The organism is Enterobacter asburiae, from assembly GCF_007035645.1.
Lineage (GTDB): Bacteria > Pseudomonadota > Gammaproteobacteria > Enterobacterales > Enterobacteriaceae > Enterobacter > Enterobacter asburiae_B.
In genome coordinates, this window is sequence record NZ_AP019632.1 from 3,802,355 (window position 1) to 3,823,676 (window position 21,322).

Genomic DNA, 21,322 nt, shown 5'->3' on the forward strand with positions numbered 1-21,322 from the left:
AGCAACACCATGGCAATTGCGATTGGCCTCGATTTTGGTAGCGATTCGGTTCGCGCGCTGGCAGTGGACTGTACGTCCGGCCAGGAGATAGCAACCAGCGTTGAGTGGTACCCGCGCTGGCAAGAGGGGCGCTACTGTGATGCGCCGAACAACCAGTTCCGTCACCACCCGCGCGACTATATCGAGTCGATGGAAGCGGCGATCAAAACCGTCCTTGCCGAACTGACTGACGCCCAGCGGGCTGAGATTGTCGGAATTGGCGTCGACAGCACCGGCTCCACGCCTGCCCCGGTGGATGCCGAAGGCCGCGTGCTGGCGCTGCGCCCGGAGTTTGCCGACAACCCGAACGCCATGTTCGTGCTGTGGAAAGACCACACCGCCGTAGAAGAGGCTGAAGCCATTACGCGCCTGTGCCATCAGCCGGGCAAGACAGACTACTCGCGCTACATCGGCGGGATTTATTCCAGCGAATGGTTCTGGGCCAAGATCCTTCACGTCACCCGTGCCGACGCAGCCGTTGCGCAGGCTGCGGCGTCATGGGTTGAGCTGTGCGACTGGGTGCCTGCCCTGCTCTCCGGCACCACCCGCCCGCAGGATATCCGCCGCGGCCGCTGCAGCGCCGGGCATAAATCCCTGTGGCACGAAAGCTGGGGCGGCCTGCCTCCGGCCGCGTTCTTCGATGAGCTCGACCCGATCCTCAACAAGAGCCTGACGTACCCGCTGTTTACCGACACCTTTACCGCCGATATTCCCGTCGGCACCCTCTGCGATGAGTGGGCGACGCGCCTCGGCCTGCCGCAGAACGTGGCCATCTCCGGCGGCGCCTTTGACTGCCATATGGGCGCCGTGGGCGCGGGCGCACAGCCAAACACGCTGGTCAAAGTCATCGGGACCTCCACCTGCGACATCCTGACGGCAGATAAAGCCACCGTCGGCGACCGGGCGGTGAAAGGCATCTGCGGCCAGGTTGACGGCAGCGTGGTGCCGGACTTCATCGGTCTTGAAGCCGGTCAGTCCGCGTTTGGCGATATCTACGCCTGGTTTGGTCGCGTGCTCGGCTGGCCGCTGGACCAGCTGGCGGCGGCGCATCCTGAACTGAAAACCCAGATAGCCGACAGCAAAAAGCAGCTTCTGCCGCAGCTCACCGAAGCCTGGGCAAAAAATCCGTCTCTCGATCACCTCCCGGTGGTGCTGGACTGGTTTAACGGCCGCCGCACGCCGTTTGCCAACCAGCGTCTGAAAGGGGTGATCACCGATCTCAACCTGGCGACCGACGCCCCTGCGCTGTTCGGCGGTCTGATTGCCGCAACGGCCTTCGGTGCCCGCGCCATTATGGAGTGCTTCACCGGGCAGGGTATCGACGTCAACAACGTGATGGCGCTGGGCGGTATCGCCCGTAAAAACCCGGTAATCATGCAGGCCTGCTGCGACGTGCTGAACCGTCCGCTGCAGATTGTGGCCTCCGATCAGTGCTGCGCGCTGGGCGCGGCGATTTTCGCTGCCGTGGCCGCAGGCGTGCATGCCGACATCCCGACCGCGCAGCAGCATATGGCGAGCGCCGTCGAAAACACGCTTCAGCCGCGTGCCCAGCAGGCGCAACGCTTTGAACAGCTTTATCAGCGCTACCAGCAATGGGCAAAAAGCGCCGAACTTCACTATCTCCCTGTCGCCGCCCCGGCCAAAAGCACCGCGGACACTACGGCAACCCTGACCCATTAAGGACACGATGATGACCATTTTTAATAACTATGAAGTATGGTTTGTGATTGGCAGCCAGCATCTGTACGGACCGGAAGCGCTGCAGCAGGTGACGAAACACGCGGAGCACGTCGTTAACGCGCTGAACGCGGAAGCTAAACTGCCGTGCAAACTGGTGCTGAAACCGCTGGGCACGACGCCGGATGAAATTACCCACATCTGCCGCGACGCCAACTACGACGATAAATGCGCCGGTCTGGTGGTGTGGCTGCACACCTTCTCACCCGCCAAAATGTGGATCAACGGCCTGTCTATCCTCAACAAACCGCTGCTGCAGTTCCATACCCAGTTCAACGCCTCCCTGCCGTGGGACAGCATCGACATGGACTTTATGAACCTGAACCAGACCGCGCACGGCGGCCGCGAGTTCGGCTTCATCGGCGCGCGTATGCGCCAGCAGCACGCGGTGGTCACCGGCCACTGGCAGGATGGCAAAGCGCAACAGCGTATCGGCTCCTGGATGCGTCAGGCGGTCTCTAAGCAGGACACCCGCCATCTGAAAGTGGTGCGTTTTGGCGACAACATGCGTGAAGTGGCGGTCACCGACGGCGATAAAGTGGCCGCGCAGATCAAGTTCGGCTTCTCCGTGAATACCTGGGCCGTGGGCGACCTGGTGCAGGTGGTGAATGAAGTCAGCGACGGCGACGTGAGCGCGCTGGTGGACGAGTACGAAAGCAGCTACCGCCTGACGCCTGCGGCACAAATCAACGGCGACAAGCGTCAGAACGTGCTGGACGCGGCGCGCATCGAGCTGGGCATGAAGCGCTTCCTGGAACAGGGAGGCTTCCACGCCTTTACCACTACCTTTGAAGACCTCCACGGCCTGAAACAGCTGCCGGGCCTGGCGGTACAACGTCTGATGCAGCAGGGCTACGGCTTTGCGGGCGAAGGCGACTGGAAAACTGCCGCTCTGCTTCGCATCATGAAGGTGATGTCGACCGGTCTGCAGGGCGGCACCTCCTTTATGGAGGACTACACCTATCACTTCGAAAACGGCAACGACCTGGTGCTCGGCTCGCACATGCTGGAAGTGTGCCCGACGATCGCCGTGGAAGAGAAACCGATCCTCGACGTGCAGTACCTCGGCATCGGCGGCAAAGCCGATCCGGCGCGTCTGATCTTCAACACCCGTACGGGCCCGGCCATCAACGCCAGCCTGATCGACCTGGGCGATCGCTTCCGCCTGCTGGTGAACTGCGTCGATGCGGTTGAAACGCCGCACTCTCTGCCGAAACTGCCGGTCGCCAACGCCCTGTGGAAAGCACAGCCTGACCTGCCAACCGCCTCAGAGGCCTGGATCCTGGCCGGCGGCGCGCACCACACGGTGTTTAGCCACGCGCTGGATCTGAACGACATGCGTCAGTTCGCCGAGCTGCACGATATCGAGCTGACCGTGATTGATAACGATACCCGCCTGCCCGCCTTCAAAGACGCGCTGCGCTGGAACGAAGTCTATTACGGTTCAAAACGCTAAGTACGGAATGCCCGGTGACGCTACGCTCACCGGGCAGGGAGATAACGATGTTAGACGATCTCAAACGTCAGGTGCTCGAAGCCAACCTGGCGCTGCCGAAACATAATCTGGTCACCCTGACATGGGGCAACGTCAGCGCCGTTGACCGCGAAAAAGGCGTGTTCGTGATTAAGCCTTCCGGCGTGGATTACACGGTGATGACCGCAGACGATATGGTCGTTGTCAGCCTTGAGACCGGCGAAGTGGTCGAAGGTAAGAAAAAACCGTCCTCCGATACGCCGACTCACCGCCTGCTGTATCGGTCATTCCCGACCATCGGCGGCATCGTGCATACCCATTCGCGCCACGCCACCATCTGGGCGCAGGCGGGCCAGTCCATCCCGGCGACCGGCACCACGCACGCGGACTACTTTTACGGCACCATTCCCTGCACGCGTCTGATGACCGACGCCGAGATTAACGGCGAATATGAGTGGGAAACAGGCAACGTGATTGTCGAAACCTTCGAAAAACAGGGGATCGACGCCGCGCAGATGCCCGGCGTGCTGGTGCACTCCCACGGCCCGTTTGCCTGGGGTAAAAACGCGGAAGACGCGGTGCATAACGCCATCGTGCTCGAAGAGGTCGCCTATATGGGGATCTTCTGTCGCCAGCTGGCGCCGCAGCTGCCGGATATGCAGCAAACCCTGCTGGATAAGCATTACCTGCGCAAGCACGGCGCGAAGGCCTATTACGGGCAGTAAACTGTATATAAACCCAGCATTAAAATCTTAACCAGGCTATAATCAGGCCTGGTTTTGTTTTCTGGGATAACGGCGTGGCGCAGGCGCAAGAAGGCTTTTTACTGACCCGACACTGGCGGGATACCCCTCAGGGCACCGAGGTCGCGTTCTGGCTGGCAACCGACAGCGGTCCGCTGCACGTTACGCTGCCCCCGCAGGAATCCGTGGCCTTTATTCCTGAAGCCCACGTCGAAAAGGTAAAGCAGCTGCTGCGCGGCGAAAACGGCTGGCGCATCACCCCGCTTGAGCTGAAGGATTTCCACCGTCAGCCGGTTTACGGCCTCTACTGTCGCGCCCATCGCCAGCTGATGCGCTATGAAAAGCTGCTCCGCGAGGCGGGCGTGACGCTCTACGAGGCGGATATCCGCCCACCGGAACGTTTTCTGATGGAGCGGTTCATCACCGCCCCCGTCTGGGTCGACGGCACCGCGCATTGCGGCAGCCTCGTTAACGCGCGCCTGAAGCCGAATCCGCACTACCGCCCGCCGCTGAAGTGGGTCTCACTGGATATCGAAACCACCCGTCACGGCGAACTGTACTGCATCGGTCTGGAAGGTTGCGGCGATCGGGTTGTTTATATGCTCGGGCCGCCGAATGGCGATGCGTCCGCGCTGGATTTCCGGCTTGAGTACGTCAACAGCCGCCCGCAGCTGCTGGAGAAGCTTAACCAGTGGTTTGCCGACAACGATCCCGATGTTCTGATCGGCTGGAACGTGGTGCAGTTCGACCTGCGCGTGCTGCAAAAGCACGCCGAGCGCTACCGCATCCCGCTGATGCTGGGGCGCGGAAACAGCGAGCTGGAATGGCGCGAACACGGTTTTAAGAACGGTGTTTTTTTCGCGCAGGCCAACGGTCGCCTGATTATCGACGGCATTGAGGCGCTTAAGTCCGCCTTCTGGAATTTCTCTTCATTCTCCCTCGAAGCGGTCGCACAGGAGCTGCTTGGCGAAGGCAAATCCATCGACAACCCCTGGGACAGAATGGACGAGATCGACCGGCGCTTTAATGAAGATAAACCGGCGCTTGCCACCTATAACCTGAAAGACTGCGAGCTGGTCACGCAGATTTTCCACAAAACCGAGATTATGCCGTTCCTGCTGGAGCGCGCGACGGTAAACGGCCTGGCGGCAGACAGGCACGGCGGCTCCGTGGCGGCCTTTAGCCACCTCTATTTTCCGCGGATGCACCGGGCGGGATACGTCGCCCCCAACCTCGGTGACGTGCCGCCGCAGGCGAGCCCCGGCGGGTACGTGATGGACTCCCGGCCAGGACTGTATGACTCGGTGCTGGTGCTGGACTACAAAAGCCTGTACCCGTCGATTATCCGCACCTTCCTGATCGATCCCGTCGGGCTGATTGAGGGCATGGCCCAGCCGGACGATGAGCACAGCACCGAAGGTTTCCTCGGCGCACGCTTCTCGCGGGAAAAACACTGCCTGCCTGAAATCGTGGGAAACATCTGGCACGGCCGCGATGAGGCCAAGCGCCACGGCAACAAGCCGCTATCACAGGCGCTGAAAATCATTATGAATGCCTTTTACGGCGTGCTGGGCACCAGCGCCTGCCGCTTCTTTGACCCGCGTCTGGCCTCCTCAATCACCATGCGCGGGCACGAGATCATGCGCCAGACCAAAGCGCTGATTGAGTCCCAGGGCTATGACGTCATCTACGGCGACACGGACTCCACCTTTGTGTGGCTTAAGGGCGCGCATTCAGAAGACGACGCCGCGCAAATCGGCAAAGCGCTGGTCGCCTTCGTGAACGACTGGTGGCAGGAACATTTGCAGAAAGAGCGGTTAACCAGCGCGCTGGAGCTGGAATTTGAAACCCATTTCGCCCGCTTTTTAATGCCCACCATTCGCGGCACCGATCAGGGCAGCAAGAAGCGCTACGCCGGGCTGATTCAGGAAGGCGACGCGCAGCGGATGGTTTTTAAAGGGCTGGAGACGGTACGTACCGACTGGACGCCGCTGGCGCAGCAGTTTCAGCAGACGCTCTATCTGCGGGTGTTTCGCAATGAGCCGTATCAGGACTACGTGCGCGAGACGATAGCCAGCCTGATGGCGGGCGAACTTGACGCGCAGCTGGTATACCGCAAGCGCCTGCGCCGCCCGCTGGCGGAGTACCAGCGCAACGTTCCTCCGCACGTACGCGCCGCGCGCCTGGCGGATGAAGAAAACGTACGCCGTGGCCGCGCGCCGCAGTATCAAAACCGGGGAACCATCAAATACGTCTGGACCATTAGCGGCCCGGAACCCGTGGATTATCAGCACTCTCCTCTCGATTACGAACACTATCTGACGCGCCAGCTTCAGCCGGTTGCCGACGGAATTTTGCCCTTCATCGACGATGATTTTGCTACACTGGTTACAGGGCAACTTGGCCTATTTTGACGCGTGACGAAATGGCTGCCATCCAGTACCATAGCGCCCTTTCCATTCCTGGACCCATTTTTCGTTGACCGTCTTTTTTGACGGTAGCCGAACTATTGCCTGCAATTAAAGATTAGAGCCGAACAACTATGCCTTTTACACTTGGTCAACGCTGGATCAGCGATACAGAAAGCGAACTTGGACTAGGAACCGTCGTAGCAATCGATACGCGTATGGTTACCCTCCTCTTCCCTGCCACCGGTGAAAACCGTCTGTACGCTCGCAATGACTCCCCTGTTACCCGCGTGATGTTCAATCCGGGCGACACCGTGACCAGCCATGACGGCTGGCAGCTCAAGATTGAAGACGTAAAAGAAGAGAATGGACTGCTCGCCTACATTGGTACTCGTCTTGATACGGATGAAGCCAATGTCATCCTGCGTGAAGTGCTGCTCGACAGCAAACTGGTGTTCAGCAAGCCGCAGGACCGCCTGTTTGCCGGGCAAATCGACCGTATGGATCGCTTCTCCCTGCGCTATCGCGCGCGTAAGTTCCAGAGTGAACAGTACCGCATGCCGTGGAGCGGCCTGCGCGGCCAGCGCACCAGCCTGATCCCCCACCAGCTGAACATTGCCCACGACGTGGGCCGTCGCCACGCGCCGCGCGTGCTGCTGGCAGATGAAGTGGGCCTGGGTAAAACCATCGAAGCGGGCATGATCCTGCATCAACAGCTGCTTTCCGGCGCTGCCGAACGCGTGCTGATCGTGGTGCCAGAAACTCTGCAGCACCAATGGCTGGTTGAGATGCTGCGCCGCTTTAACCTGCGTTTCTCCCTGTTCGACGATGAACGCTATGCCGAAGCGCAGCACGACGCCGACAACCCGTTTGAAACCGAACAGCTGGTCATTTGTTCCCTGGACTTCGTGCGCCGCAGCAAGCAGCGTCTTGAGCACCTGTGCGATGCCGAGTGGGACATTATGGTTGTTGACGAAGCGCACCACCTGGTCTGGAGCGAAGACGCGCCGAGCCGCGAATACATGGCTATCGAGCAGCTTGCCGAACGCGTGCCTGGCGTCCTGCTGCTGACCGCAACGCCGGAGCAGCTGGGTCTGGAAAGCCACTTCGCCCGTCTGCGCCTGCTCGATCCAAACCGTTTCCACGACTTTGAGCAGTTCGTGGAAGAACAGAATAACTACCGTCCGGTCGCCGATGCCGTCGCCATGCTGCTGGCGGGCAAGCGTCTTTCTGATGACGAGCTCAACACCCTGAGCGATCTGATTGGCGAGCAGGATATCGAGCCGCTTTTGCAGGCTGCGAACAGCGACAGCGACAACGCGGAATCCGCGCGTAAAGAGCTGATCGACATGCTGATGGATCGCCACGGTACCAGCCGCGTGCTGTTCCGTAACACCCGTAACGGCGTCAAAGGCTTCCCGAAACGCGAGCTGCATACGATTAAGCTGCCGCTGCCGACACAGTATCAGACGGCGATTAAAGTCTCCGGCATTATGGGTGCGCGCAAAACCCAGGAAGAGCGCGCCCGCGACATGCTTTATCCGGAACAAATCTACCAGGAGTTTGAAGGTGATACCGGCACCTGGTGGAACTTCGATCCGCGCGTGGAGTGGCTGATGGGCTACCTGACCGCGCACCGCTCCCAGAAAGTGCTGGTGATCTGCGCCAAAGCGGCCACCGCGCTGCAGCTGGAGCAGGTTCTGCGCGAGCGTGAAGGCATTCGCGCCGCCGTGTTCCACGAAGGCATGTCCATCGTCGAGCGCGACCGCGCCGCGGCGTGGTTCGGAGAAGAGGACAGTGGCGCACAGGTTCTGCTGTGCTCGGAAATCGGCTCTGAAGGCCGTAACTTCCAGTTCGCCAGCAACCTGGTGATGTTCGATCTGCCGTTTAACCCGGATCTGCTGGAGCAGCGTATCGGCCGTCTGGATCGTATCGGCCAGGCGCATGATATTCAGATCCACGTGCCGTATCTGGAAAAAACCGCGCAGTCCGTGCTGGTACGCTGGTTCCACGAAGGTCTGGACGCATTTGAACATACCTGCCCGACGGGCCGCACCATTTATGATCAAGTGCATGGCGATCTGATCGGCTACCTGGCCGCGCCGGAAAACGCGGAAGGGTTTGATGAGCTGATCAAGTCCTGCCGTGAGAAGCACGATGCGCTGAAAGCGCAGCTGGAGCAGGGCCGCGACCGCCTGCTGGAGATCCACTCCAACGGCGGTGAAAAAGCGCAGGCGCTGGCTGAGAGTATTGAAGAACAGGATGATGACACCAGCCTGATCGGCTTCTCCATGAACCTGTTCGACATCGTCGGCATCAACCAGGACGACCGCGGCGAGAACCTGATTGTCCTGACTCCGTCCGATCACATGCTGGTTCCGGATTTCCCGGGCCTGCCGGAAGATGGCTGTACCATCACCTTTGAGCGTGATGTGGCGCTGTCCCGCGAAGATGCCCAGTTTATCACCTGGGAACACCCGCTGATCCGCAACGGGCTGGACCTGATCCTCTCCGGCGATACCGGCAGCAGCACCATCTCCCTGTTGAAAAACAAGGCGCTGCCGGTGGGCACCCTGCTGGTGGAGCTGATCTACGTTGTGGAAGCGCAGGCGCCGAAACAGCTGCAGCTCACCCGCTTCCTGCCGCCAACGCCCGTCCGCCTGCTGCTGGACAAAAACGGCACGAACCTGGCGGGACAGGTTGAATTCGAGAGTTTCAACCGACAGCTGAGTGCGGTAAACCGCCATACGGGCAGCAAGCTGGTGAACGCGGTACAGCAGGATGTGCACGCTATTCTGCAACTGGGCGAAACCCAGATTGAAAAAGCGGCCAGAGCGCTGATTGACGCCGCGCGCAGTGAAGCCGACGAGAAACTGTCTGCGGAGCTGTCCCGTCTGGAAGCGTTAAAAGCGGTCAACCCGAACATCCGCGACGACGAGCTGGCGGCGATTGAAAGCAACCGTCAGCAGGTGCTGGAAAGCCTGAATCAGGCTGGCTGGCGTCTGGATGCCCTGCGTCTTATCGTTGTGACGCATCAGTAAACGGAGCGCAAGATGGTGATGGAGCCTTACAATCCGCCTCAGGATCCCTGGCTGGTCATTCTGTATCAGGATGAACACATTATGGTGGTCAACAAGCCCAGCGGCCTGTTGTCCGTGCCGGGGCGTCTGGACGAGCACAAAGACAGCGTGATGACGCGCATTCAGCGCGATTATCCGCAGGCGGAGTCTGTCCATCGCCTGGATATGGCCACCAGCGGCGTGATTGTGGTGGCGCTGAACAAAGCGGCGGAACGCGAGTTAAAGCGCCAGTTCCGCGAGCGCGAGCCGAAAAAGCAGTATGTCGCCCGCGTCTGGGGCCACCCCGCGCAGGCGGAAGGGCTGGTAGATTTACCGCTGATCTGCGACTGGCCAAACCGGCCTAAGCAGAAGGTGTGTTACGAAACCGGCAAGGCCGCGCAGACCGAGTACGAAGTGCTGGAGTACGCGCCGGATAATACCGCGCGCGTCCTGCTTAAGCCGATTACCGGACGTTCGCACCAGCTGCGCGTGCATATGCTCGCCCTGGGTCATCCGATTCTGGGCGACCGCTTCTACGCGCCGCCTGAAGCGCTGGCCTTAGCGCCACGTCTGCAGCTGCACGCGCAGACGCTCACCATCACCCATCCGGCCTTCGGTAACGCGATGACGTTTAAAGCCCCGGTGGACTTCTAAAAAAAAAGCCCGACATCGTCGGGCTTTTTCTTATTTGAAACCTTTCTTCTCTTTAATGAGCTCGTACGCCTTCTGAATTTCCTGCGCTTTTTGCTTCGCCATCTCCATCATTTCTGGCGGTAAGCCTTTCGCGACCAGTTTGTCCGGATGGTGTTCGCTCATGAGCTTACGATAGGCACGTTTAATCGTGGTCTGATCGTCAGAGGGCTTAACGCCAAGCACGTTGCAGGCGTCTTCCAGCGTCGGACCACGCTGCGCCTGCTGCCAGGCACCGCCGGACGACTGCTGGTGATAGCCGCCGCCAAACTGCGCCCCGCCCTGCATCATGCGCAGGAACTGGTCAAACTGCATGCGGGAGATGCCCAGCTCTTCCGCAATGACGTACAGCACGTCACGTTCATTAGGATGAAGTGAACCGTCTGCGAAAGCCGCCTGGATTTGAATTTCCAGAAACATCCGAATTAAATCAAAACGTCCAAAGCAGATGCTGCGGAACTGACGCATTTTTTCGCGAAGCGGATAATTATCCGACTTACCGATGCGAAACGCATTTTGCGCTTCCAGACGGGAGTCGCCGTGCAGGTTCATGCGATCCATAAAGACGCTGGCAATCTGAATATCGGCTTCTGTGACACGCCCTTTGGATTTGGTTAAGTGCCCCATGACCTCAAAGGTGGTGGAGAAAAAGAGTGACTGACGCTCGCGCTGATTGGCAAACCAGGCCATTTTGCGGCTGCGCGCCTTATCAAACATATGGCCGATAATAAGCCCAAGCACAATCCCCCAGAACCCGGCACCCATGATGATGGCGAACGCAACGCCGATTATTTTACCCCAATACTGCATATACTCCCCGGATAGTCATATTCCTTGCCGACGCAACGTCATCATCACTGTGTTCAAGTCACGGTCAATTGAAGGACATCGCCTATAATTTGCTTTATCATACTCGTCATTCGATAGCGAGCCTAACACTCTGGCACGCAAACGGGCAGGATTAACGCTGGTACTGCGCAGATGAGTAAGATAGTCTCTGAGCGTTTGTAAGCCGTAGCCACTGATGACGGAACAATAAAATACAACGTATGAAAAAACGTATCCCCACCCTCCTGGCCACAATGATTGGCTCCGCCCTGTACAGTCAACAGGGGCTGGCGGCCGATCTCGCCTCGCAGTGTATGCTTGGCGTCCCAAGTTATAATCGCCCACTGGTGAGTGGCGATACAAATAGCTTGCCGGTAACCATTACTGCCGACAGTTCGAAAGGGACTTACCCTGACAATGCCACCTTTACGGGCAATGTCGATATTAACCAGGGCAATAGCCGCCTGCAGGCAGATGAAGTGCAATTGCACCAGAAACAGCCGGAAGGTGCGGCCGAGCCGGTACGAACGGTGGATGCGCTGGGTAATGTGCACTATGACGACAATCAGGTCATCCTGAAAGGTCCGAAAGCCTGGTCAAACCTGAATACTAAAGATACTAACGTCTGGAAAGGTGATTACCAGATGGTGGGTCGCCAGGGGCGCGGCGACGCTGACCTGATGAAACAGCGCGGCGAAAACCGCTATACGATCCTGGAAAACGGTACGTTCACGTCATGTCTGCCGGGTTCGAATACCTGGAGCGTGGTCGGTAGCGAAGTTATCCATGACCGCGAAGAACAGGTCGCAGAGATCTGGAACGCCCGCTTTAAGCTGGGCCCTGTACCCATATTCTACAGCCCTTATCTGCAGCTTCCCGTCGGTGACAAACGTCGCTCCGGTTTCCTGATCCCGAATGCCAAATACAGCACCACGAACTACTTTGAGTTCTACCTGCCGTATTACTGGAACATCGCGCCAAACATGGATGCGACGATCACGCCGCACTATATTCACAAGCGCGGCAACATCATGTGGGAGAACGAGTTCCGCTATCTGACCCACGCCGGTGCGGGTCTGATGGAGCTGGATTATCTGCCGTCGGATAAAGTCTTCCAGGACGAGCATCCGACCGAAGGCGATAAACACCGTTGGATGTATTTCTGGCAGCATTCCGGGGTAATGGATCAGGTCTGGCGTTTTAACGTTAACTACACCAAGGTCAGTGACCCGAACTACTTCAACGATTTCTCGTCAAAATACGGTTCGAGTACCGACGGTTATGCCACGCAGATCTTCAGCGTTGGCTATGCGGTGCAGAACTTCGATGCGACGGTAACCAACAAGCAGTTCCAGGTGTTCTCCAGCCAGACCGCGAGTACCTATGGTGCCGAGCCGCAGCTGGACGTTAACTGGTACCAGAATGACGTGGGTCCGTTCGACACCCGTATTTATGGTCAGGCGGTGCATTTTGTAAACACCAATTCCAATATGCCGGAAGCCACCCGAGTTCACCTGGAGCCCGTCATCAACTTGCCATGGTCGAATGACTGGGCAAGCCTGAACACGGAAGCCAAGCTGATGGCGACACACTATCAGCAAAAAAATATTGATGATTACAACACCAGCAACAACGCTCATCTTGAGGAAAGCGTAAACCGTACGCTTCCACAGTTCAAAATGGACGGCAAGCTGATCTTCGAACGTGATATGGCTATGCTGGCGGATGGTTATACCCAGACGCTTGAACCGCGTATGCAGTATTTGTACGTGCCATACCGCGACCAGAGTAAAATTCAGAACTACGACTCCTCTTTACTGCAGTCTGACTACAGCGGCCTGTTCCGCGACCGTACTTATGGCGGTCTTGACCGCATCGCGTCTGCTAACCAGTTAACGACCGGCGTCACAACACGTGTTTATGATGATGCTGCCGTTGAACGTTTTAACGTTTCTGTTGGTCAAATCTACTATTTCACCGAGTCACGTACCGGTGATGACAACATTAACTGGGAGAAAGATAACAAAACGGGATCGCTGGTCTGGGCGGGAGATACTTACTGGCGTATGACCGATCGTTGGGGTCTGCGCGGTGGTGTGCAATATGACACTCGCCTCGATAATATTGCCACAAGCAGTGCTGCTATTGAGTACCGTCGCGATGAAGACCGTATGGTGCAGTTGACGTATCGTTACGCCAGCCCGGAATATATTCAGGCAACATTGCCATCTTATGCTGGCTCAGAACCCTATAAAGACGGTATTTCACAGGTGGGTGGCGCAGCGAGCTGGCCAATCGCCGACCGCTGGTCAATCGTAGGCGCTTACTACTTTGACACTAACGCCAATAAACCTGCTGACCAGATGGTGGGTCTGCAATATAACTCCTGCTGTTACGCGCTGCGTGTCGGCTACGAACGTAAGCTTAACGGCTGGAACAGTGAAAACAATCAGAGCAAATACGATAACGTGATTGGCTTTAACTTCGAGTTACGCGGCCTGAGTTCCAACTACGGTCTGGGTACGCAGAAAATGCTGCGCTCGAATATTCTGCCGTACAGTAGCGCCTTGTAATGTGCTTGATTTGCAACGTAATCCGCTTTGCGGTTAATTGAAATGGAAAAAGTATGAAGAACTGGAAAACGCTGCTGCTCGGTGTCGCTATGGTTGCGAATACCAGCTTCGCCGCCCCCCAGGTTGTTGATAAAGTCGCTGCTGTGGTTAACAACGGCGTCGTGCTTGAAAGTGACGTTGACGGTCTGATGAAATCGGTGAAGCTCAATTCGGGCGAAGCCGGTCAACAGCTTCCTGATGACGCCACGCTGCGCCACCAGATCCTGGAGCGTCTGATCATGGATCAGATCGTTCTACAGATGGGGCAGAAAATGGGTGTGAAGATCACTGACGAGCAGCTCGATCAGGCGATCGCTAACATCGCGAAGCAGAACAATATGTCTTTAGACCAGATGCGCAGCCGTCTGGCCTATGACGGCATCAGCTACGCCACCTACCGTAACCAGATCCGTAAAGAGATGCTGATTTCGGAAGTGCGTAACAACGAAGTGCGTCGCCGCGTCACCATCCTGCCTCAGGAAGTGGACGCGCTGGCAAAACAGGTGGGTAACCAGAACGATGCGAGCACAGAGCTGAACCTGAGCCACATTCTGATCCCACTGCCAGAGAACCCAACGTCCGATCAGGCTGCGGAAGCAGAAAGCCAGGCGCGTTCGATTGTTGAACAGGCGCGTAACGGCGGCGACTTTGGCAAGCTGGCAATCACCTACTCCGCTGACCAACAGGCGCTGAAAGGCGGCCAGATGGGCTGGGGACGTATTCAGGAGCTGCCATCCATCTTTGCCCAGGCGCTGAGCACGGCGAAGAAAGGGGATATCGTTGGTCCTATCCGTTCAGGCGTGGGCTTCCACATTCTGAAGGTGAACGATCTGCGCGGCCAGAGCCAAAATATCTCCGTCACCGAAGTTCACGCTCGCCACATACTTCTGAAACCGTCACCGATCATGACTGACGATCAGGCGCGTGTGAAGCTGGAACAGATCGCAGCTGACATTAAGAGCGGTAAAACCTCATTTGCGAAGGCAGCAAAAGAGTTCTCTCAGGATCCAGGCTCTGCTAACCAGGGCGGCGATCTGGGCTGGGCGGCTGCGGATATTTACGATCCTGCCTTCCGCGACGCGTTGATGAAGCTGAACAAAGGCCAGATCAGCGCGCCGGTCCACTCTTCATTCGGCTGGCATCTGATCGAGCTGATGGACACCCGTAACGTTGATAAAACGGATGCGGCACAGAAAGACAGAGCCTACCGTATGCTGTTTAACCGTAAGTTCTCTGAAGAAGCCGCAACCTGGATGCAGGAACAACGCGCCAGCGCTTACGTGAAAGTTCTGAGCAACTAATGAAACAGCATCGTGTTGTTATCACGCCCGGCGAACCCGCCGGGATTGGGCCTGACCTCGTTGTCCAGCTCGCCCAGCGCAGCTGGCCGGTAGAGCTGGTTGTCTGCGCCGATGCAACACTGTTACAAGACCGGGCAACGCTGCTCGGTCTGCCTTTAACGCTCATCCCTTACGTTGAAGGCCAACAGCCAGCACCGCAGCAAGCCGGTACGCTCACCCTTCTTTCTGTTCCCCTTCGTACGCCGGTTATTCCGGGCCAGCTCAGCACGGAAAACGGCCACTATGTCGTTGAAACCCTGGCGCGCGCCTGCGACGGTTGCCTGAAGGGCGAATTTGCCGCCCTGATCACCGGCCCCGTCCACAAAGGCGTCATCAACGAAGCGGGTATACCCTTTACCGGGCATACAGAGTTCTTCGAAGAGCGCTCGCACAGCCCGAAAGTGGTGATGATGCTGGCGACGGAGGAAATGCGCGTTGCGCTGGTGACTACCCATCTGCCGATCAAAGCCATTCCTGATGCGATCACCCCTGAACTCCTGCGCGAGATCATCGGGATTTTGCACCACGATCTGCAGACAAAGTTTGGGATCCCGCAGCCGCACGTACTGGTCTGCGGCCTGAATCCGCACGCCGGTGAAGGCGGGCACATGGGCACCGAAGAGATCGACACCATCATTCCGGTACTCAACGAAATGCGGGCGAAGGGGATGAACCTCAGCGGGCCGCTGCCTGCAGATACCCTTTTCCAGCCGAAATACCTGGATAATGCCGACGCCGTGCTCGCGATGTACCACGATCAGGGCCTGCCCGTGCTAAAATACCAGGGCTTTGGCCGCGGGGTGAATATCACCCTCGGTTTACCCTTTATTCGAACGTCCGTTGACCACGGTACTGCGCTGGATCTGGCAGGCCAGGGGAAAGCGGATGTCGGCAGTTTTATTACGGCGCTTAATCTCGCCATCAAAATGATTGTTAATACTCAATGACTAATCGAGTCCATCAGGGCCACTTAGCCCGTAAACGTTTCGGGCAAAACTTCCTTAACGATCAGTTCGTGATCGAAAGCATTGTCTCGGCTATTAATCCGCAAAAAGGCCAGGCGATGGTCGAAATCGGCCCGGGCCTTGCCGCGCTGACCGAGCCGGTAGGCGAACGCCTCGACGAGCTGACCGTCATCGAACTGGACCGCGATCTGGCGGCACGCCTGCAAACGCACCCGTTCCTCGGGCCGAAGCTGACCATCTATCAGCAGGACGCCATGACCATGAACTTTGGCGAGCTGTCGGAAAAAATGGGCCAGCCGCTGCGCGTCTTCGGCAACCTGCCGTACAACATCTCCACGCCGCTCATGTTCCACCTCTTTAGCTATACTGATGCCATTGCCGACATGCACTTCATGTTGCAAAAAGAGGTTGTTAACCGTCTGGTTGCAGGCCCGAACAGTAAAGCGTATGGTCGTTTAAGCGTGATGGCACAGTATTACTGCAACGTGATCCCGGTACTCGAAGTACCGCCGTCAGCGTTCACACCACCACCGAAAGTGGATTCAGCGGTTGTGCGCCTTGTGCCGCACAAGACGAAACCGTATCCGGTTAAAGATCTGCGCGTACTGAGCCGCATTACCACAGAAGCCTTTAACCAGCGCCGTAAAACGATCCGTAACAGCCTGAGCAATTCGTTTACCGTTGAGGTGTTAGCCGAGCTGGGGATCGACCCGGCAATGCGTGCGGAGAACATTTCCGTAGAGCAGTACTGCAAGCTGGCTAATTACATCAGCGATAATGCGCCGCCGAAGGAGAGTTAAGCCATGATTGATTCGCCCCGCGTATGTGTCCATGTACAAAGCGTCTATGTTGAATCACAGTCCTCACCGGACGAAGAACGTTTTGTTTTCGCTTACACCGTGACCATTCGCAATCTGGGGCGGATGCCCGTGCAGCTGCGCGGGCGCTACTGGCTTATCACTAACGGCAATGGCCGCGAAATCGAAGTTCAGGGCGAAGGTGTGGTCGGTGAACAGCCCCACATCGCCCCTGGCGAAGAGTACCAGTACACCAGCGGCGCGGTGATTGAAACGCCGATGGGTACCATGCAGGGCCATTATGAAATGGTCGACGTCGATGGCAATGATTTCCGCGTTGCCATTCCTGTGTTCCGTCTCGCCGTAACCACACTCATTCATTAATCTAATGTCTACATATCTGATTGGCGACGTTCACGGTTGCTACGATGAACTGATCGCATTATTAAAACAGGTCGACTTTACGCCAGGACAGGACACGCTCTGGCTGACGGGCGATTTAGTCGCGCGTGGCCCCGGCTCCCTTGAAGTATTACGTTTCGTCAAATCGCTGGGCGATAGCGTGCGCATGGTGCTGGGCAATCACGATCTGCATCTGCTGGCGGTTTTCGCCGGGATCAGCCGCAACAAACCTAAAGATCGCCTCACCCCACTGCTGGATGCGCCGGACGCGGACGATCTGATTAACTGGCTGCGCCGTCAGCCCCTGCTGCAGATCGACGAAGAGAAAAAGCTGGTCATGGCGCATGCCGGGATCACCCCGCAATGGGATCTTGAGACGGCGAAAACCTGCGCGCGTGACGTCGAGGCGGTGCTGGCGAGCGACTCGTATCCTTTCTTCCTCGATGCTATGTACGGCGATATGCCGAACCACTGGAGCGAGGATCTCAGCGGTCTGGCCCGTCTGCGCTTTATCACCAACGCGTTCACCCGCATGCGCTTCTGCTTCCCGAACGGACAGCTGGATATGTATTCCAAAGAGACGCCGGAAAGCGCGCCCGCTCCGCTGAAACCGTGGTTTGCCATTCCGGGACCGGTGACAAGCGAGTACAGCGTGGTATTTGGCCACTGGGCTGCACTGGAAGGAAAAGGAACACCGGAAGGGATTTACGGTCTGGATACCGGATGCTGCTGGGGCGGAGAGTTAACCTGCTTACGCTGGGAAGATAAAGCTTACTTTGTGCAGCCGTCCAACCGACAGCTGGACTTAGGAGAAAGTGAGGCCGTTGCCTCCTGATACGCTATTCCCTCTCCCGGCCGGGAGAGGGAAAATCACTTAACGACGTTCCAGAATCTCGAAGCAGTAGCTGTGGGAGTTCTGTGCATCCGCGTCGTGGAATTCGCTGAATACCGATTCCCACTCGTCCGGATCGTAGTCCGGGAAATGGGTATCCCCTTCCACTTCTGCATCAATGTGGGTCAGATACAGCTTCTGCGCTTTTGGCAGGAACTGTTCGTACACGCGCCCACCGCCAATCACCATGATCTCTTCGGCATTGCCGCATGCAGCAATCGCCTCGTCTACTGATTTTACCCATTCGACGCGATCGTCAGTGCCCGGCTGGCTGCTGATAACGATATTCTTACGGCCCGGCAATGGACGACCAATCGACTCCCAGGTCAGGCGGCCCATCACTACCGGCTTGTTTAACGTAGTACGTTTAAACCATGCGAGATCGGCAGGCAGGTTCCACGGCATGGCATTTTCCATACCGATAACGCGGTCCACCGCCAGCGCTGCAATCAGACTGATCATTGAAAATTTCCCGGATGCAAAAAATTGCCGCCACTATACGGAAAGCTTAATCTTTCGTCGACTGGCGGCAGGGTAAAGATAAAGAAATTTTTTAATATTGCTGGCAACTCCACTTCACGCGGAAGGTTTACTCTCGGGCTCGTCAGCCGGATCGCCGGTATGCTTGCCCTCTTCCGTGCCCTGCCAGCCATGGCGCTGGATCAGCGACAGGTGGTTACGGTCCTCGTTAATGATTTCCGTCAGCATCGCGCTGGTGCGTTTGAACACCGCCGCACGCTCGGTGGCCGTACTGCCGGCCATCGCCGCCATCTCTTCGACCATCTCGGTATTAAAGCGGCGGAACAGGTCTGCCCGTTCGCGTGCTTCATACGCGCCGAGTCCCAGGTTTTCCAGCGCCATGCGGCCAGACTTCAGCGCACCTTCGAAGGTTTCACGCTCCGGCGCGTCTACGCCCGCCTGCCGCAGCCGGATGTAGTGATCCACATCGCGCGCGCGGGAGATAATAGTCAGCGCCGGGAAATGCTCTTTTACCAGCTCCACCATCTGCATGCTGGTTTCCGGATCGTCAATGGCGTTAATCAACACCTCGGCTTTTGCCGCCCCGGCAGATTCCAGCAGATCGACGCGGGTCGCATCCCCGTAAAACACCTTCATATCGAATTTACGCAGGGTATCGACATGGTCGGGATCGTGATCGAGGATGACCATTTTCACCCCGCTCGACAGCAGTAAGCGGCCGACGATCTGCCCGTAGCGGCCAAATCCGGCGATGATGACGCGCGGCTGCTCCTCGTCGATCTCGTCGGCCTCGCGCTCCTGCTCGCTGCCCGATTTTTCCAGGCGCGTCAGTACCACCAGCAGCACAGGCGTCGCCGCCATCGACAGGGCGACCGCCAGCGTCAGCGCCTTCGCCCACTCGGGATCGAGCACGTTTGCCATCTGCGCGGCGCCAAACACCACGAACGCAAATTCACTCCCCTGCCCCAGCAGCACGGCGAACCAGCGGCGCTGCCTGCCCGGCACGTTCAGTGGGCGAGCAATCAGCCACAGCATCACCATTTTAATGACCAGGAAGCCGACGAGCAGGATGACGATCCGCAGCGGATGCGTCACCAGCGTGCCGAAGTCGACGGACATCCCGACGCCGATGAAAAACAGCCCCAGCAGCAGCCCTTTGAACGGCTCTATATCGCTTTCCAGCGCGTGACGGTATTCAGAGCTCGCCAGCAGAACGCCTGCGAGGAACGCCCCCATCGCCATCGACAGCCCGGCCTCCTCCAGCAGCAGACCGAAGCCAAACACCAGGAACAGCGCCACGGCGCTGAACACTTCGCGCAGGCCAGAGCGGGCAACAAACCGCAGCAGCGGGCGGGTCACGTAGCGGCCAAGCAGCACCACCAGCGCCAGCGCGCCCGCCACCTTCAGTGCCGACAGCGCGAAAGCGCCCAGCGTGGTAGAGGAACCGCTGGCCGCCAGCAGCGGGATCATCGCCACCAGCGGGATAGCGGCAATGTCCTGGAACAGCAGCACCGAGAACGCGCTGCGTCCCATCTGGGAGACCGTCAGATTTCGCTCGTTCATCGCCTGCATGGCAATCGCTGTCGAGGAGAGCGCCAGCGTCATGCCGATGAGCTCTGCCACTTTCCAGTCCATTCCTAACAGGATGCAGAACCCACCCAGCAGCAGGCCGCAGGCCACCATCTGCAGCGCACCACCGCCAAATACCGAGGCGCGAAGCTTCCACAGCCGCTGCGGGTCGAGCTCCAGGCCAATCACAAACAGCATCAGCACCACGCCAATTTCAGCGAAATGGAGAATCGCCTCGGCATCCGTGACCAGTCTAAAGCCCCACGGCCCAATGACGCAGCCCGCAATCAGGTAGCCAAGCACCGAGCCCAGCCCCAGGCGGACCGCCACGGGCACAATCAGCGCCGCCGCGCCGAGGTAAATCAGCGCCTGTATCAGCGTATGGCTATCCATGGTGCGTCTCCTGCCACTCAAGTAAGCGTTGTTTATAATGGCGAGCCTGCGCCTGCAGCGTTTCATCGTCGCAAACAAACGTGCAGTGCATCGCAAACGGCGGGAGCCAGTTCAGACCGCAATAGAGCGCGGTCGCCTGCAGCGGCTGCGCCAGGACGTCAAAACCCGGGAAGGAACCGATATCAAAATGGCTTTCCCCACCGCCGGTGGTGACCGCCCACATCAGGCTTTTTCCTTTTAGCGCATTGCCGTTGTGGCCGTACGCCCAGCCGTGGGAGAAGACTTTATCAATCCACAGCTTCAGGAGCGGAGGCGTGCTGTACCACTGCATCGGATGCTGCCAGATAATCAGATCGGCACGGGAAAGTGCCTCCTGTTCGGCGGCGATATCGATATTAAAATCGGGATAGAGTTGATAGAGGGAACGTATCTCTACGTTATCAAGCGTCCTTACCTGCTCAAGCATCCGCTTATTCGCATGCGAGTGCTGCGGATAAGGATGGGCATAAATTATCAGAATCATTGATTAGCCTGTTGTTACTGCTTTCTTTTAACAAAAGAGTGTAGTCAGTAATTCAACAGGCTAATAGTGAATATTATTGACGGGCTTACGTCAGAATTCTGAATTAGTTATCCAGCTCGCCCATGGATTTCACCTGGTCACGGTTGATCTGCTCGGTTTGACCGGTTTCGGCGTTTTTGTACGACACCAGACCGGTATCGTCATCCACCTGAGGTTTGCCGTCGGTGACAATGGTTTTGCCATCGGTGGTTTTTACGGCCTGATTAGACGAACAGCCCACAACGGTAAACATTGTCGTGGCAGCCAGAACGGAAGCGATCAGTAATTTATTTTGCATGGTGTTTTCCCCTGCTCTCAGTTGAATTTCGTTA

At 57.7% G+C, this 21,322-nt stretch carries 17 protein-coding genes; 12 read left to right on the plus strand and 5 right to left on the minus strand.

Features of this window, described 5'->3' with window-relative positions:
* Positions 1-9 precede the first annotated feature (9 nt).
* The 6 genes from araB to rluA all read left to right on the plus strand — a co-directional run bounded on the left by araB (position 10) and on the right by rluA (position 10,114).
* Entirely contained in the window at positions 10-1,719 is a 1,710-nt protein-coding gene (gene araB / locus FOY96_RS18170) for a ribulokinase (RefSeq protein WP_143347539.1), read from the plus strand.
* A 10-nt stretch (positions 1,720-1,729) separates the two neighbouring features.
* A complete protein-coding gene (gene araA / locus FOY96_RS18175) occupies positions 1,730-3,232 on the plus strand; it encodes an L-arabinose isomerase (protein ID WP_033144613.1) in 1,503 nt (500 codons plus the stop codon).
* 47 nt (positions 3,233-3,279) lie between these two features.
* Positions 3,280-3,975: an L-ribulose-5-phosphate 4-epimerase gene (araD, locus tag FOY96_RS18180; RefSeq protein ID WP_039260840.1), complete on the plus strand. Its 696-nt coding sequence runs from the start codon at positions 3,280-3,282 to the stop codon at positions 3,973-3,975.
* A 74-nt stretch (positions 3,976-4,049) separates the two neighbouring features.
* Positions 4,050-6,407, plus strand: a complete 2,358-nt coding sequence (gene polB, locus FOY96_RS18185) for a DNA polymerase II (protein ID WP_143347540.1) — start codon at positions 4,050-4,052, stop codon at positions 6,405-6,407.
* A 128-nt stretch (positions 6,408-6,535) separates the two neighbouring features.
* Positions 6,536-9,442 (plus strand): RNA polymerase-associated protein RapA, encoded by a 2,907-nt coding sequence (rapA, locus tag FOY96_RS18190; RefSeq protein WP_039260843.1) that lies wholly within the window; start codon positions 6,536-6,538, stop codon positions 9,440-9,442.
* 12 nt (positions 9,443-9,454) lie between these two features.
* Positions 9,455-10,114, plus strand: coding sequence for a bifunctional tRNA pseudouridine(32) synthase/23S rRNA pseudouridine(746) synthase RluA (gene rluA / locus FOY96_RS18195; RefSeq protein ID WP_008502014.1), 660 nt, complete (start codon positions 9,455-9,457; stop codon positions 10,112-10,114).
* 30 nt (positions 10,115-10,144) lie between these two features.
* Here rluA and djlA read toward each other — a convergent pair whose 3' ends face one another.
* A complete protein-coding gene (gene djlA, locus FOY96_RS18200; RefSeq protein WP_008502016.1) occupies positions 10,145-10,960 on the minus strand; it encodes a co-chaperone DjlA in 816 nt (271 codons plus the stop codon).
* Between the two features lie 239 nt (positions 10,961-11,199).
* Between djlA and lptD the strand changes: the two genes are divergently transcribed.
* The 6 genes from lptD to apaH are packed head-to-tail and all read left to right on the plus strand — an operon-like array spanning position 11,200 to position 17,929.
* The gene (gene lptD, locus FOY96_RS18205) at positions 11,200-13,551 is read left to right on the plus strand and encodes an LPS assembly protein LptD (RefSeq protein ID WP_047060166.1); all 2,352 of its coding nucleotides are present in this window, start codon (positions 11,200-11,202) and stop codon (positions 13,549-13,551) included.
* A 53-nt stretch (positions 13,552-13,604) separates the two neighbouring features.
* Positions 13,605-14,891 (plus strand): peptidylprolyl isomerase SurA, encoded by a 1,287-nt coding sequence (gene surA, locus FOY96_RS18210; RefSeq protein WP_033144608.1) that lies wholly within the window; start codon positions 13,605-13,607, stop codon positions 14,889-14,891.
* On the plus strand, positions 14,891-15,877 hold the full coding sequence (gene pdxA, locus FOY96_RS18215) for a 4-hydroxythreonine-4-phosphate dehydrogenase PdxA (RefSeq protein ID WP_029740873.1): 987 nt from the start codon (positions 14,891-14,893) through the stop codon (positions 15,875-15,877). The genes surA and pdxA overlap by 1 nt, the downstream gene beginning before the upstream one ends.
* The gene (gene rsmA / locus FOY96_RS18220) at positions 15,874-16,695 is read left to right on the plus strand and encodes a 16S rRNA (adenine(1518)-N(6)/adenine(1519)-N(6))-dimethyltransferase RsmA (RefSeq protein WP_023310362.1); all 822 of its coding nucleotides are present in this window, start codon (positions 15,874-15,876) and stop codon (positions 16,693-16,695) included. Before pdxA ends, rsmA begins: the two co-directional genes overlap by 4 nt.
* A gap of 3 nt (positions 16,696-16,698) precedes the next feature.
* Positions 16,699-17,076, plus strand: coding sequence for a Co2+/Mg2+ efflux protein ApaG (gene apaG / locus FOY96_RS18225; protein WP_023310361.1), 378 nt, complete (start codon positions 16,699-16,701; stop codon positions 17,074-17,076).
* Positions 17,077-17,080: 4 nt separating this feature from the next.
* Entirely contained in the window at positions 17,081-17,929 is an 849-nt protein-coding gene (apaH, locus tag FOY96_RS18230) for a bis(5'-nucleosyl)-tetraphosphatase (symmetrical) ApaH (protein ID WP_023310360.1), read from the plus strand.
* Positions 17,930-17,968: 39 nt separating this feature from the next.
* Here the strand turns inward: apaH and folA are convergent, their stop codons facing one another.
* The 4 genes from folA to FOY96_RS18250 all read right to left on the minus strand — a co-directional run bounded on the left by folA (position 17,969) and on the right by FOY96_RS18250 (position 21,288).
* Positions 17,969-18,448: a type 3 dihydrofolate reductase gene (gene folA, locus FOY96_RS18235; protein WP_008502023.1), complete on the minus strand. Its 480-nt coding sequence runs from the start codon at positions 18,446-18,448 to the stop codon at positions 17,969-17,971.
* A gap of 114 nt (positions 18,449-18,562) precedes the next feature.
* The gene (gene kefC, locus FOY96_RS18240; RefSeq protein ID WP_133550687.1) at positions 18,563-20,428 is read right to left on the minus strand and encodes a glutathione-regulated potassium-efflux system protein KefC; all 1,866 of its coding nucleotides are present in this window, start codon (positions 20,426-20,428) and stop codon (positions 18,563-18,565) included.
* Positions 20,421-20,951 carry a glutathione-regulated potassium-efflux system oxidoreductase KefF gene (gene kefF, locus FOY96_RS18245; RefSeq protein WP_023310358.1) on the minus strand — a complete coding sequence of 177 codons (531 nt, stop codon included), beginning with the start codon at positions 20,949-20,951 and terminating at the stop codon, positions 20,421-20,423. Before kefF ends, kefC begins: the two co-directional genes overlap by 8 nt.
* A 103-nt stretch (positions 20,952-21,054) precedes the next feature.
* Positions 21,055-21,288 carry a YgdI/YgdR family lipoprotein gene (locus FOY96_RS18250; protein WP_108089547.1) on the minus strand — a complete coding sequence of 78 codons (234 nt, stop codon included), beginning with the start codon at positions 21,286-21,288 and terminating at the stop codon, positions 21,055-21,057.
* Between the last annotated feature and the right edge of the window lie 34 nt (positions 21,289-21,322).

What these genes read in the sequence shown, in the direction of transcription:
- pdxA (WP_029740873.1), top strand. Translation starts at nt 14,891, where the DNA reads ATGAAACAGCATCGTGTTGTTATCACGCCCGGCGAACCCGCCGGGATT.
- rsmA (WP_023310362.1), top strand. Translation starts at nt 15,874, where the DNA reads ATGACTAATCGAGTCCATCAGGGCCACTTAGCCCGTAAACGTTTCGGG.
- rapA (WP_039260843.1), top strand. Translation starts at nt 6,536, where the DNA reads ATGCCTTTTACACTTGGTCAACGCTGGATCAGCGATACAGAAAGCGAA.
- kefC (WP_133550687.1), bottom strand. Translation starts at nt 20,428, where the DNA reads ATGGATAGCCATACGCTGATACAGGCGCTGATTTACCTCGGCGCGGCG.
- araA (WP_033144613.1), top strand. Translation starts at nt 1,730, where the DNA reads ATGACCATTTTTAATAACTATGAAGTATGGTTTGTGATTGGCAGCCAG.
- lptD (WP_047060166.1), top strand. Translation starts at nt 11,200, where the DNA reads ATGAAAAAACGTATCCCCACCCTCCTGGCCACAATGATTGGCTCCGCC.
- folA (WP_008502023.1), bottom strand. Translation starts at nt 18,448, where the DNA reads ATGATCAGTCTGATTGCAGCGCTGGCGGTGGACCGCGTTATCGGTATG.
- kefF (WP_023310358.1), bottom strand. Translation starts at nt 20,951, where the DNA reads ATGATTCTGATAATTTATGCCCATCCTTATCCGCAGCACTCGCATGCG.
- FOY96_RS18250 (WP_108089547.1), bottom strand. Translation starts at nt 21,288, where the DNA reads ATGCAAAATAAATTACTGATCGCTTCCGTTCTGGCTGCCACGACAATG.
- djlA (WP_008502016.1), bottom strand. Translation starts at nt 10,960, where the DNA reads ATGCAGTATTGGGGTAAAATAATCGGCGTTGCGTTCGCCATCATCATG.
- araB (WP_143347539.1), top strand. Translation starts at nt 10, where the DNA reads ATGGCAATTGCGATTGGCCTCGATTTTGGTAGCGATTCGGTTCGCGCG.
- apaH (WP_023310360.1), top strand. Translation starts at nt 17,081, where the DNA reads ATGTCTACATATCTGATTGGCGACGTTCACGGTTGCTACGATGAACTG.
- araD (WP_039260840.1), top strand. Translation starts at nt 3,280, where the DNA reads ATGTTAGACGATCTCAAACGTCAGGTGCTCGAAGCCAACCTGGCGCTG.
- rluA (WP_008502014.1), top strand. Translation starts at nt 9,455, where the DNA reads ATGGTGATGGAGCCTTACAATCCGCCTCAGGATCCCTGGCTGGTCATT.
- apaG (WP_023310361.1), top strand. Translation starts at nt 16,699, where the DNA reads ATGATTGATTCGCCCCGCGTATGTGTCCATGTACAAAGCGTCTATGTT.
- surA (WP_033144608.1), top strand. Translation starts at nt 13,605, where the DNA reads ATGAAGAACTGGAAAACGCTGCTGCTCGGTGTCGCTATGGTTGCGAAT.